We start from the raw sequence: 12,077 nt of genomic DNA, 5'->3' as shown, positions 1-12,077 counted from the left end.
GTCCCGCACCGGCTCCGGGTAGCCGATTCCTCCTCTGTACGGACCTGGTCCGGCAGGGTCTGTGTCACCTTCGCACTTCGTACGCCGGTGGCCAAGGGCTCGGTGCCGAGATCGCGTGGCCGGCCTCGCTCCGTCAAGCCGCTTCACCGGGCGAGGGCCGACCGCTGTCCAAGCGGGATCGGAGGGTGTGTTCGAACTCCTCGGCACGGGCCAACTGCACACGCAACCGGTCGACCTGCTCCGCAGCCGCCTGCTGATAGGTACGCACCCGTTGCAGCAATTCGGCGCGCGCTTCGCTACCGAGGCCGTCGCCCGCGTCGAGGCGGTCGGTCGCGTCCAGCAGTTCGCGCATCTGATCGAGGGTGAAACCGAGCGGTTTCATACGGCGGATGACCATCAAGCGCGCGACGTCGGCTTCGGTGTACAGGCGGAAGCCGCCCTGGGATCGGGCGGAGGGGGCGACCAGGCCCGCTTCCTCGTAGTGCCGGATCGTGCGCAGGGACAACTCGGTCCGGGCGGCGACCTCGCCGATCTGCATGTGCGTGCTGCTCACAGGGGTGCCCTCTTCTGTCTGTTGCCAAGGCCACAGCCTGCCGAAATCAATCTCTACCCTAACGTCAGGGTAGAGTAGGCGTCCGTCGGGGTCGGCTCCGTGCTGTCTCCCTCCTATGGTGCGGGATCGATCCCGTGACCGTCAGCCGTGTCGGGGCCGACGACGCCCCCGGCGAAGACCGACCCTTTGCAGGAGAGTGCGTGCGCATGCCCATGATGCCGAGCGCCGCCGCCTGCCCGCCGTGAGCCTTCGCCCCTGAAGCACGGCCCGCCGCCTTCTTCTGTCGGTGCTGCGCTGCTGCCCTGTGACCTCCAGCCCGCTCCCTGGGCTTCGCGGACGGCCGCCCCCGGCCACTCCCGCGCCTTCCCGCACGCCCCGCGCCCCGGCCGGGTGTGCCCGAACACGACAGGTAACTGCTCTTGTCCACATCCGCACTGCCCCCGACCTCCCGTCTGGGCGGGCTCAAGCCCGACTGGATCGGCAACCCCGAGGTGTGGCGCACCGAGATCCTTGCCGGACTCGTCGTCGCCCTGGCCCTCATTCCCGAGGCGATCTCGTTCTCGATCATCGCCGGGGTCGACCCCGCCGTCGGCCTCTTCGCCTCCTTCACCATGGCCGTGACCATCTCCGTCGTCGGCGGTCGCCGCGCCATGATCTCCGCCGCAACCGGCGCGGTCGCGCTTGTGATCGCACCGTTGAACCATGAGCACGGTTTCGGCTACCTCGTGGCCGCCGTCATTCTCGCGGGTGTCTTCCAGGTGATCCTCGGTGTGCTCGGGGTGGCGAAGCTGATGCGTTTCGTGCCACGCAGCGTCATGGTCGGATTCGTCAACGCGCTGGCCGTCCTGATCTTCATGGCGCAGGTTCCGGAGATGACGGACGTACCCTGGCCCGTCTACCCGCTGATCGTGGCCGGGCTGGCACTGATGGTGCTCTTCCCGAAGGTCACCAAGGTGGTCCCGGCGCCTCTGGTGTCGATCGTCGTCCTCACCGTGATCACGGTGGCGGCCGCGATCGCGGTCCCGACCGTCGGCGACAAGGGCGAGCTGCCTTCCTCGCTGCCCGTACCCGGCCTGCCGGACGTCCCGTTCACCATGGACACGCTGACGACCGTCGCTCCCTACGCCCTCGCCGTGGCGCTGGTCGGCCTGATGGAGTCCCTGATGACCGCCAAGCTCGTCGACGACATCACCGACACCCGCTCCGACAAGACCCGCGAGTCCATCGGTCAGGGCATCGCGAACATCGTCACCGGCTTCTTCGGTGGCATGGGCGGCTGCGCCATGATCGGCCAGACCATGATCAACGTGAAGGTGTCGGCTGCCCGCACCCGTGTCTCCACGTTCCTGGCGGGTGTGTTCCTGATGGTGCTGTGCATCGTCTTCGGCCCGGTCGTCTCCGATATCCCGATGGCGGCTCTCGTCGCGGTGATGGTGATGGTGTCGTTCGCGACGTTCGACTGGCACTCCGTCGCCCCCAGGACGCTCAAGCGGATGCCCGCCGGGGAGATCGCCGTCATGGTGATCACCGTCGCCGTCGTGGTCGCCACCGACAACCTCGCCATCGGCGTCGCGGTGGGTACGCTCACGGCGATGGTCGTCTTCGCCAAACGCGTCGCCCACCTGGCCGACGTCACCTCGGTCACCGACCCGGACGGAAGCCAGGTGGTCTACTCGGTCACCGGGGAACTCTTCTTCGCCTCTTCCAACGACCTGGTCACCCGGTTCGACTACGCGGGCGACCCCGACCACGTGGTCATCGACATGAGCGCCACCCACGTCTGGGACGCCTCCTCCGTCGCCGCCCTCGACGCGATCGAGACCAGGTACGCCCGGCGCGGCAAGCACGTCGAGATCATCGGCCTGAACGAGCACAGCGCCCATCTCCACGACCGGCTCAGCGGGGAACTTGCTCCGGGGCACTGACCTCGATGAGAATGCGGCCCCGCGGTGCGGCCGAACCGCACGCCACCCGGCGGCGGCTCGCACTCGTCCCGCAGAATTGGGCCTTCGTCTGCGTGGGACTGGTGGGTCATGGCCGCTCGGAGGCCGCCGGGGCGCAACCGGCTGCGGTGCGGTGTTGTCGAGAAGCGGGAGGGCGTCGTAGTCAAGGGCGCCGGGGGGCGGCTTCGCCGAAGGCAAGAACGACCTGTTTCACCACCAACCCCAGTGAGCGGTGTGCATCGTGAAGTTGCAGTTCACAGGCCTGGTGTGTGGTGGTGTCGAGGTGCTCATGCTGGTTGTGGGCGGGTGACTTCGGTGGAGATCGTCGGTCAGCGGGCGACTTCGCCATCCGCGATCCGCGAGTTTGACCAGCTTCGTCCGCAGCGGCTCCAGCTTCTCGCCCACCGCCCTCACCTGCACCAGACCACCGGCGGCCCGCACGATCGCCAGGATCCGGCGGTGGTCGCCGGGAAGCGCGGCCTCGTCCACGCTGTCGCCTCCGTGCGGAACCAGCACCGGACGCCCGCCGACCTGCACTTACGTCGACCGGTTGTTCAGCCGGCCGCCGTCCAGCCAGGTCCGCGGGTCGGAGAGAAGGGGGGTCTCGCCGTGCTCCTTGCTTTCCTGGGCCAGGATCGGCAGAACTCGCTTGGGCGTCTCGGCGGTGCCGGCGGCGATGAAGGCGGCGAGCTCGTGATCCAGGCCTCGACGCAAGGGACGGTCAGTGGCGGCGTAGGCGAGGCGCTTGGCGGCTGAGACCGCTCCCCGGGGTCGTGTGGCGAGCCGGGCTGCGGCGGCCTGGGTGCGGGTGAGGAGCTCGTCCGACGGCACGAGGCGTTGGACCAGGCCGTGGTCGAGTGCCTGGGCGGCGTCGACGGTCGAGCCCTCAAGGATCATCTCAAGGGCTCGGCCGGGCCCGATGTGGCGGGTCAGTCGCTGGGTGCCGCCTCCGCCGGGCAGCATGCCGAAGAGGATCTCGCTCTGTCCGAAGACCACTGAGGGGTCGTCAGCGGCGTACCGGATGTCGCAGGCAAGGGCGATCTCCGTACCACCGGCCAGAGTCGGCCCGCCGATCGCGGCGAGGTAGACCACGCCGGAGCGGTTCATCCGCAGCGTTGACTTCTTCCAGCGGTGGGCCCAGAGCATCCCCGCGCCGAGGGTGCCGAGGCGCGTACCGACGGACTCCCCTCCGGGCAGGCCCAGGGCCCGGTCGGAAGCCTTCCAGACAGGCAGAACGGCACCGGGACGCAGTCGCGGCAGTGGCAGGCCGACCATCGAGCCGAGCTCCTCGGCGTCGACGTGGATCATGAACCTTCCGGGCAGATCGCTGGTCAGTACGACCGCGCCGATGGTCGGGTCGCGGTCGACGGCGCGGGTGAGCCGGTCGAGGTCCTTGAGGAACGCGGTGGTGATCAGGTTGAGCGGCGGGTTGGCGTAGAACGCTGTGAGGACACGTCCGTCCTGCTCCAGCCGAAGTGTGGTGAGGTCGATTTCCCGCGCGCTGCTCATAGGACCATCCCTACCGCTGCGTCGCCGCGACGGCGGTGTCGCCACGCTGTGGTCGGGAGCCGTGTGCCGGTCGGGGCGGACATCAGGCGAGTCCCGATGCTGAGAGCGGGTTCCAGCCCTCGGTGGTGATGACGCCTTGGAGCTGGCGGCGTCGCATGCTGATGTTGCCGCCCTCGAAGACGGGGTAGGCCAGCGCGTTGAGCAGGTGGTGAATGATGGGGAAGTCCTTGTTGTAGGACTGCACGCCGACCACCTGGATGAGCTTGTTGATCACCTCGATGGCGGTCTCGGAGCCGAAGACCTTGGCATGCAGGGCGAGTTCCAGTCCTGCGGGATCTCCGGAGGAGACAGCGTCGAGGGCCTTCCAGGACAGCATGCGGGTGGCCTCGATCCTGCCCTTGGCGTCGGTGAGGAAGTCGGCGACGGGGCGGTGCTCGATGATCGGCACACCGCCGCCGCGGGTCTGCTGCCTGGCGAAGGCGAAGGCCACGTCGAAGGCGGCGCGCATGGTGGCGGTGGCCATCACGCCGACGGCTGCCGACGAGGCGGTGAAGGCGATGTAGGTCAGGTCCGGCCCCATGCCCTCGGTGCCGATCAGGTTGCCCTTGGGGACGCGGACGCCTTCCAGGCGCACGGTCTGGGTGAGGTGACCGCGCAAGCCGGGCATGTCCAGAGTGTCGAGCACCTGGAGGTTGTCGGGCGTGAAGTGCTCCTTCTCGACCCCGATCAGGGAGATCCCGCCGGGGGTGCGGCACACGACGACCATGAGCTCGGGGCCGGTGCCGTCCCAGCCGCCGAGGTTGGCCGACCACTGCTTCTCGCCGGTGATCACCCACTCCTCGCCGTCGAGGACAGCGGTGGTGGCGATCCCCTCGGCCGGGGCGGGCGCGGCGAAGTTGGCGGTGCCGGCCGGTTCGGAGAGCGCCATCACGGCCTGGGGTGATCCCTCGCCGGCCAGGAAGGGCGCGAGGAACCTGCTGGTCTGGTCCATGTCGCCACCGAAGTAGACCGGCGTCAGCGCGAGCAGGACCCCGCCGAGGGCCGCGACGAAGTCGGGCATGACGGCCGCCAGCTCCTCGGTCACGATCGCGGCGTCGACGCCGCTGCCCATGGTCCCGCCGAAGACCTCGGGGATCATGCCCTTGACCAGGCCGGCCGCCAGCGCCGCCTCGTGGGCGGGCTTGACCAGCAGCGCGGCCTCGTAGGGGTCAGTGGTGGAACGGACCCGATCGACCAGCGGGGCGAGATGCTGCTGGGCGAAGGCACGGGCCTGGTTACGGAGCTCGATCTGCTCCGGGGTGAGGGTGAACCCGATGGGCATGGGGTCTTCCGTCCTGCGAGTGGTCGGTGGCGGGGCGGTCAGGCGATGCCGCGGCGGGCGGGCTTGCCGATCAGGCCGGTGGTGCGCATGTAGTGGAGCACGTTGCGCAGCGGGTGCCGCTCGGGGTCGGGGTCCTTGCCCTGGCCGATGCGGCGCAGTTGGACGCCGTACCACATCAGCTCGCCCATCCCTTCGAGGTGCTTGATCCGCAGCTTTTTGATCGTGACGGGAAGCGCGGCCTCGGTGCCGGCGATCAGGCGCCGGGGCAGGTCGGGCTCCAGGATGAGCGGTCGGCCGAGACCGATCACGTCGACGGCGCCGCTCTCGAGGGCTTCGGTCATGCCCGTACGGGTGCGGAACCCGCCGGTGACCATCAGCGGCAGCGTGGTGCCGCTGTCATCGATCGCCTTGCGGACCCGTTCGGCGTAGCCGAGGAAGTATGCCTCCCGGCTCTTGGTGGAGGCCCTGGCCTCGCCCCGCTCGGCGGCGTCGGCACCCATGAAGACCGTGGACTCGTAGTTGCCGCCGGAGATCTCCAGCAGGTCGATGCCCTCTGCTGCCAGGGCGAGGACGACCTCGGTGGACTCGTCCTCGGTCATGCCGCCGCGCTGGAAGTCGGCGGAGTTGAGCTTGACCCCGATCGGGATGCCGGGACCCAGGGCGGCTCGGATCGCACGGACGATCTCGATCAGGAATCGACGGCGGTTCTCCGGGGTGCCGCCCCACTCGTCGGTGCGCCGGTTGGTCAGCGGAGAGAGGAACTGGCTGATGAGGTAGCCGTGGGCGGCATGGACCTGCACACCGGTGAAGCCGGCCTCGACCACCGTCCGTGCCGCGGCGGCGAAGCGCGCGACGATCCCGGAGATCTCCTCACGTCCCAGCGCCCGCGGCTTGCCGAAGACACCGGGGGCTCCGGAGACGGACGTGACCGACGGTGCCACCGCCTGATGGCTGCCGTTGAGGCCCTTGGGTGCCTGGCGTCCGGGGTGGTTGAGCTGAACCCATGCCTGGGCGCCCACGGCGGTGGCCGCGGCGGCCCACTCCTTGAGCAACGGCAGGTGCCGTCCGTCCTCGACGGCCACGTTGCCGGGCTCACCGAGGGCGCGGCGGTCGACCATCACGTTGCCGGTGATGAGCAGTCCTGCGCCCGAGCCGGCCCACCGGTCGTAGAGGCGGATCAGCTCCGGTGTGGGTGCGTTGTCCTGGCTGCCGATCGCCTCGCTGAGCGCGGACTTCGCGATCCTGCTCGTCAGCGTCGCGCCTGAAGGGAGAACGAGTGGAGTGTCAAGGTCGTGGGACATGCCATGAACGCTAGGCAGCCATCAGGTTGCGCCACAGAGCCCGGGCGGCACGGAAGTTACTCGATCAGGCCCGCCTGGGATCAGGCGCCGCGGAGGCGCTGTACCCGGAACGTGGAGCGGAACTCACGCGGCCCCACTCCCTTCCAGCGCCGGAACGCCTGGGAGAAGCTGGAGACCTCCACATAGCCGAGCCGATGGGCGATGGCCTCCACCGGCAGCCCCCCGGCCAGCAGCAACTCCTCCGCCAAGTGCTCCCGCACCTCATCGAGCAGGATCCGGTACGAGGTGCCCTCGGCTGTGAGGCGTTTGCGCAGGGTGCGCCCGCTCATGTGCAGAAAGGCCGCGACAGTGTCCAGAGAGGGCGGATCAGCGATCCCCGCCACGAGCTCGTCCCGGACCCGTCTGGCCACCCCGGTGCGGGCGCGACGGGAATCCAGCAGCCGGCGACACTGCTCGATCGTCTGCGCGGCGGTGTGAGGATTCGCCCCGGGCAGCGGCGCATCGACGACAGCACGGTCGATGACGAGCACGGTCTCCTCCGCGTCGAAGAGCGGCTCAAGACCGAAGACATCACGAAAGACGCTGTCGCCCTCGGGTGGCGCCGGGAAGGCGAACTCGACACGAGTGATCGCCTCCAGGTTCGGAGCGATCACGCGCTGAATCGTCATGATCGATGCGGCATCACGCTCCACATAGAAGCGACGCACCGTCGGAGGAAGCTCAGGGGCGTCGAGGCTGAGAATCAGATCGCCGTCGCGGTCTGTCCGTGCCTCGACGGTGCCCATCGCGAAGGCCAGGTCCAGAAATCTCAGGCCGACATCGACGGCCTGCCGCAGCGTGGGGCTGCTCAGCAACGCGAACCCGTAGATGCCCTGCTCGGCCAACCGGAACCGGCTGCCCATCTCCAGCCCGGGGTGACCCGACGGCACCAGCGTGATCAGGTTGCGGGCCACCGCGAGGTCGTGGCGTGGCGTGACCTCGGTCCCCGGGTCGAGCAACGCCTCCGGCGTCACTCCCGTGCCCGCCAGGCACGCCTCCGCCGGCACGCCATGGTCCGCGGCGATCTGCGTCATCAGCAGCAGGCTGACCGGCGGCCTCGGCTGATCCCAATCCATGGGGCCCAATCTAGTAACTCCGGGGCCGCACCGCATCTGTCTCGGCTCTTCGCGTGTGGCCACGCTGAAGGTGGCCACCCACCCCGAGAGAGAGGAGAACCGGTGTCCGGCTACGAGGGCCCGCCGACGTCCGGTGTACTGGTTGCCCCGGCTGATCCTGGCCTCGCCACTCGTGCCGGGGATCCGGGGTCCGTGCTGAGGCCGCGCCTGCGTGGTCGGCTCCACGCCGCCGCGGCGCCGCTGGTGCTGGCCGCGGGGATCGTGCTGATCGCTCTCGCACCGGCCGGGGCCGGGAGGGCCGCGGCCGTGGTCTATGCGGCGACCGGGTTCGTCCTCTTCGCGACCTCTGCGGTCTACCACCTCGGCGCTTGGGGCCCCCGGGCCGAACTGGCGCTGCGGCGGGTGGATCACACCAACATCTTCCTGATCACCGCCGGCAGCTACACCCCGATCGCGGTGGCCGCGCTCACCGGATTCGAGCAGGCCGCGATCCTGGCCTGGGTGTGGACCGGTGCAGCGGCGGGAATCGCGCTCCGGCTGGGCTGGCGCACCGCGCCACGAGCGCTGACCACCGGTCTCTGCATCGCCCTGGGCTGGTCGGTCGTCCCGGTGCTGAGCTCCCTCTTCGCCGCCTCCACCGCGGCCGGGGTCCTGATCGTGGTCGGCGGCGGGCTCTACACCCTCGGCGGGATCGTGTACGCCGCCAGGTGGCCCGACCCCTCACCACGGTGGTTCGGCTTCCACGAGCTGTTCCACCTCTTCACCATCACCGCCTGGACCTGCCAGTACATCGGCATCGTCCTGCTCCACCTCGGCTGACCCAACCCACAAGGATCCCTGAGGGGCCACCATGACCACCGCTCCCACCACTTCCACCACTCCCTCGGCTTCCGGCGTCCTCGGCTCGATCACCCCGGCCCTGCTCGCCTGGCTCGCCACCCGGGTCACCGCCGCCGGCCACGACACGGTCACCACCCTGGCGCCCTACACCCTGGAGCCGCTCGCCACCCTCCCGGTCTCCTCCCCGAAGGTGGTCACCGAGGCGTTCCTCACCGCCCGCGAGGCCCAGCGCGCCTGGGCGGCCCGCCCGGCGAGGGACCGCGCCGCGGTGCTGCTCCGGTTCCACGACCTGGTCCTCGACCGGCAGGACGCAGCCCTGGACCTGATGCAGGCCGAGAACGGCAAACCCCGCCGCGACGCCTTCCTGGAGATCACCGACATCGCCGCCACGGCGCGCTACTACGCCCGCATGGGGCCCTCGCTGCTCAAGCCGCGCCGCCGCAGCGGCACGATTCCCGGCCTGACCCGCACCCGGGAGCTGCACCACCCCAAGGGCGTGATCGCCGTGATCTCCCCCTGGAACTACCCGCTCTCCATGGCCGCCGGCGACACCATCGCCGCGCTCATGGCCGGCAACGCCGTGGTGCAGAAGCCCGACACCCAGACCGCACTGACCGCGCTGTGGGCCCACGAGCTGCTCGCCGAGGCGGGCCTCCCGGCCGGTGTGTGGCAGCTCGTCGTCGGCTCCGGCTCCTCGATCGGACCAGCGCTCATGGCCGGTGCGGACTACGTCATGTTCACCGGCTCGACCGCCACCGGCCGCTCCATCGCCCGCGACGCCGGGGAGCGCCTCATCGGCGCCTCCCTGGAGCTGGGCGGCAAGAACCCGATGCTGGTGCTGGCCGACGCCGACCTCGACCAGGCCGTCGAGGGCGCGATCCGCGCCTGCTTCCCGTCCGCCGGACAGCTCTGCGTCTCGATCGAACGGCTCTACGTGCACGACTCGCTGTACGACGAGTTCACCACCCGGTTCGCCGCCCGCACCCGCGAGCTCACCCTGGGAGCGGGATTCGACTACGGCTACGACGTCGGCTCCCTGACCAACCCCGCCCAACTGTCCACGGTCACCGCCCACGTCGACGACGCCGTGGCGACGGGCGCCACCGTGCTCGCCGGCGGCAGGGCCCGCCCCGACCTCGGCCCACTCTTCTACGAGCCGACCATCCTCACCGGCGTCACCTCCGACGCCGTCTGCTACCGCGCCGAGACCTTCGGGCCGCTGGTCTCGGTCTATCCCTACTCCACCGACGAGGAGGCGATCGCGCTCGCCAACGACACCGAATACGGCCTCAACGCCAGTGTCTGGACCACCAGTCCCCGCCACGGCCGGCAGGTCGCCGCCCAGATCCACGCCGGCACCGTCAACATCAACGAAGCCTTTGCCGCCGCCTGGGGCAGCCTCGACGCCCCGATGGGCGGCATGGGCGACTCCGGCCTGGGCCGACGCCACGGCGCCGACGGCCTGCTGAAGTACACCGAAGCCCAGACCATCGCCCACCAGCGACTCCACCCGATCGCCCCAGCCCGCGGCATGGACCACGACACCTTCGCCAAGGCGATCACCACCGGCCTGCGCCTGCTGAAAAGGACGCGACTGCGCTGACGAGTGAGGGCGTGAGCCTAGGCGACCGCGCCGGTGCGGGCCCTGCCGGTCCTGACGAACCGCGAAGTCGCCCGCTGACCGACGATCTCCACCGAAGTCACCCGCCCACAACCAGCATGAGCACCTCGACACCACCACACACCAGGCCGGTGAACTGCAACTTCACGATGCACACCACTCAGTGCTCGTCAGGATCGGCAAGGAGCATGGCAAGTCCGTCGCCCAGGCCGTCCTGCGCCGGACGACCCCGCGCGGCCGTCCCCAGGGCCGTGCGCGCCGAGCGCATGGCCGGGACCACCGGCGTCTTCGGCTTCCAGCTCCCATCGACGAGCAGATCGCCTGGCTCGCGGGGCACGCCGCGTCCCCGGCCGCCACCCGCCCCTCCTCACCATCTCCACGTACAGGCACAGCATGGGCGGTGCGCTTGCAGGGCGGCCGACGACACCGATGTCTGCCGTCATGGCCCGCCGCCGTTCAGCCTCCTCCCCCCGTGGCGGGGCCGGGAGCATCCCACGTGTCGAGCGGAACGGGCGGAAGCCGATAGGAGCGCACGACCGCGATCACGGAGGCGGCGAGCAGAGCCACTGCCCAGCCGACGAGATCGCGGACGGGGCGCGCCCAGGGCACCCCGGCTTCCACCCCCTGCGGCGACACACTCCCCATCGGGTCGTACACGACCGCGAGTGCGTCACCGGGGCGTGTGGTCTGCTCGCATCCCCTCCAGATGCGGACGTCGAGCGGTACGCCGTGCCGGTCGGCCACCGAGCAGAGGTAGCGCCCAGGGCCGGTTGCCGCCGTCGCGTCCTGCACGGCCGTCACCACCACGGACTCGACGCGCCCGCGCTCCGCCAGGACCACCCCCGCGGCCACCTGGGGTGCGTGGAGCGCCAGGCACACACCGAGTACGGCCACGATGCCGATGAGCGCCCGCCCTGCCCGCACCGCACAGAGGTAGACGGCCAGCGCTGCGGCGCACACCAGACCGGCCTCGCCGCGAGCTGGCCCCGCGATCCCGTACCAGGCGCCCGCGACCGTCGTACCGACGATGGCGCCCACCGCGAGCACTCCGGCGAGCAGCCCTTCCCCGGTCAGCCACCATGGCGGCAGGCCGACGAACTCCGCGGGTCCCCACACCGCGGAACGCACCTGACCCATCAGGCGTGGTTCCGCCGCGGGCCGAGGGCGATGCGGTCGCCGCATGTCCGTCTCGACCCCCCGCGTTCCGCCGCGTCGCTCGACGCCTTCCCAGTTCCCTTGCATTATGCAAAATTCACCGTGCCGGTAAAGATGCGGCGTGCGAACAGGCAAACGATCGTTACCGCGGCACCTCAGTCGCCCTGCCCGATCGCCGCCTCGCCCACCCACCCCAGCGGATGCGGCTCCGGATCGTCCGACGCCGGCGCCAGCGGCTCGCCTCCGGCCTCGTTGAAGGCGTTCAGCGCCTCGACGAGGGCCACCCGCTGGGCAGGGCCGAGCCGCTCCACGATCGCGGTGATCTCGGCGCGGCGCCGGGCGGTCACGTCCCCCACGATGCGATGCCCTTCGGCGGTGAGCCGCAACAGCGTCTCGCGGCGGTTGCCGGGATTGGTCTGCCGGTCGGCAAGGCCGGCGGCGATCAGCCGGTCCACCATGCGCATCGCCGTCGACGGCGCGACGTGGAGCTGGTCGGCCAGCGCGACCAGCTTGGTGGCACCGCGCGTGGACAGCACGACCAGCATCCGGAACTGCGGCAAGGTCACCCGCTCCTCGACCGCGGCCAATGAGCGGGCGGAGACCGCCACCAGCAGACGCGAGGCGGTCAGTACCGCACCCGTGACCGCGTCGACGTCATCCGTGGTCTCACGGCGGGTCTCGTGCACCGGCATACGTCCTTTCTACCGTGCGGAAGCCAC

12 protein-coding genes are annotated in these 12,077 nt (G+C 70.2%); 3 read left to right on the top strand and 9 right to left on the bottom strand.

Features of this window, described 5'->3' with window-relative positions:
* Window positions 1-133: 133 nt before the first annotated feature.
* A complete protein-coding gene (locus AFM16_RS37690; RefSeq protein ID WP_179123357.1) occupies window positions 134-553 on the bottom strand; it encodes a MerR family transcriptional regulator in 420 nt (139 codons plus the stop codon).
* A 419-nt stretch (window positions 554-972) separates the two neighbouring features.
* On the opposite strand from AFM16_RS37690, the gene AFM16_RS37685 reads away from it, so the two are divergent.
* The gene (locus AFM16_RS37685) at window positions 973-2,478 is read left to right on the top strand and encodes a SulP family inorganic anion transporter (RefSeq protein ID WP_078636721.1); all 1,506 of its coding nucleotides are present in this window, start codon (window positions 973-975) and stop codon (window positions 2,476-2,478) included.
* Between the two features lie 228 nt (window positions 2,479-2,706).
* Here AFM16_RS37685 and AFM16_RS39640 read toward each other — a convergent pair whose 3' ends face one another.
* The 5 genes from AFM16_RS39640 to AFM16_RS37660 all read right to left on the bottom strand — a co-directional run bounded on the left by AFM16_RS39640 (window position 2,707) and on the right by AFM16_RS37660 (window position 7,742).
* Window positions 2,707-2,985: a hypothetical protein gene (locus AFM16_RS39640; protein ID WP_179123229.1), complete on the bottom strand. Its 279-nt coding sequence runs from the start codon at window positions 2,983-2,985 to the stop codon at window positions 2,707-2,709.
* Between the two features lie 48 nt (window positions 2,986-3,033).
* On the bottom strand, window positions 3,034-4,005 hold the full coding sequence (locus AFM16_RS37675) for an enoyl-CoA hydratase/isomerase family protein (protein ID WP_078636720.1): 972 nt from the start codon (window positions 4,003-4,005) through the stop codon (window positions 3,034-3,036).
* Window positions 4,006-4,087: 82 nt separating this feature from the next.
* The gene (locus AFM16_RS37670; RefSeq protein WP_078636719.1) at window positions 4,088-5,326 is read right to left on the bottom strand and encodes an acyl-CoA dehydrogenase family protein; all 1,239 of its coding nucleotides are present in this window, start codon (window positions 5,324-5,326) and stop codon (window positions 4,088-4,090) included.
* 38 nt (window positions 5,327-5,364) lie between these two features.
* Entirely contained in the window at window positions 5,365-6,627 is a 1,263-nt protein-coding gene (locus tag AFM16_RS37665; RefSeq protein ID WP_078636718.1) for an NADH:flavin oxidoreductase/NADH oxidase family protein, read from the bottom strand.
* An 80-nt stretch (window positions 6,628-6,707) separates the two neighbouring features.
* Window positions 6,708-7,742, bottom strand: coding sequence for an AraC family transcriptional regulator (locus AFM16_RS37660; RefSeq protein WP_078636717.1), 1,035 nt, complete (start codon window positions 7,740-7,742; stop codon window positions 6,708-6,710).
* Between the two features lie 192 nt (window positions 7,743-7,934).
* Here AFM16_RS37660 and trhA point away from each other — a divergent pair, with 192 nt between their 5' ends.
* Window positions 7,935-8,561, top strand: a complete 627-nt coding sequence (gene trhA / locus AFM16_RS37655) for a PAQR family membrane homeostasis protein TrhA (RefSeq protein WP_245177920.1) — start codon at window positions 7,935-7,937, stop codon at window positions 8,559-8,561.
* A gap of 31 nt (window positions 8,562-8,592) precedes the next feature.
* Complete coding sequence (locus AFM16_RS37650) at window positions 8,593-10,185, top strand: succinic semialdehyde dehydrogenase (protein ID WP_078636715.1); 1,593 nt, start codon at window positions 8,593-8,595, stop codon at window positions 10,183-10,185.
* A gap of 178 nt (window positions 10,186-10,363) precedes the next feature.
* On the opposite strand, the gene AFM16_RS39635 is transcribed toward AFM16_RS37650, so the two are convergent.
* The 3 genes from AFM16_RS39635 to AFM16_RS37640 form a co-directional block, all read right to left on the bottom strand.
* On the bottom strand, window positions 10,364-10,540 hold the full coding sequence (locus AFM16_RS39635) for a hypothetical protein (RefSeq protein WP_167797334.1): 177 nt from the start codon (window positions 10,538-10,540) through the stop codon (window positions 10,364-10,366).
* Window positions 10,541-10,659: 119 nt separating this feature from the next.
* Complete coding sequence (locus tag AFM16_RS37645; protein WP_078636714.1) at window positions 10,660-11,340, bottom strand: hypothetical protein; 681 nt, start codon at window positions 11,338-11,340, stop codon at window positions 10,660-10,662.
* A gap of 173 nt (window positions 11,341-11,513) precedes the next feature.
* A complete protein-coding gene (locus tag AFM16_RS37640; protein WP_078636713.1) occupies window positions 11,514-12,050 on the bottom strand; it encodes a MarR family winged helix-turn-helix transcriptional regulator in 537 nt (178 codons plus the stop codon).
* Between the last annotated feature and the right edge of the window lie 27 nt (window positions 12,051-12,077).

Source organism: Streptomyces antibioticus, from assembly GCF_002019855.1.
Classification (GTDB): domain Bacteria; phylum Actinomycetota; class Actinomycetes; order Streptomycetales; family Streptomycetaceae; genus Streptomyces; species Streptomyces antibioticus_B.
The sequence above is the reverse complement of the archived record's forward strand: the minus strand, read 5'-3'. Positions and strand labels throughout refer to the sequence as shown.

Coding starts and splice junctions, on each gene's coding strand:
- AFM16_RS37650 (WP_078636715.1), top strand. CDS start 8,593: ATGACCACCGCTCCCACCACTTCCACCACTCCCTCGGCTTCCGGCGTC.
- AFM16_RS37675 (WP_078636720.1), bottom strand. CDS start 4,005: ATGAGCAGCGCGCGGGAAATCGACCTCACCACACTTCGGCTGGAGCAG.
- AFM16_RS37670 (WP_078636719.1), bottom strand. CDS start 5,326: ATGCCCATCGGGTTCACCCTCACCCCGGAGCAGATCGAGCTCCGTAAC.
- AFM16_RS37665 (WP_078636718.1), bottom strand. CDS start 6,627: ATGTCCCACGACCTTGACACTCCACTCGTTCTCCCTTCAGGCGCGACG.
- AFM16_RS37645 (WP_078636714.1), bottom strand. CDS start 11,340: ATGGGTCAGGTGCGTTCCGCGGTGTGGGGACCCGCGGAGTTCGTCGGC.
- AFM16_RS37660 (WP_078636717.1), bottom strand. CDS start 7,742: ATGGATTGGGATCAGCCGAGGCCGCCGGTCAGCCTGCTGCTGATGACG.
- AFM16_RS37640 (WP_078636713.1), bottom strand. CDS start 12,050: ATGCCGGTGCACGAGACCCGCCGTGAGACCACGGATGACGTCGACGCG.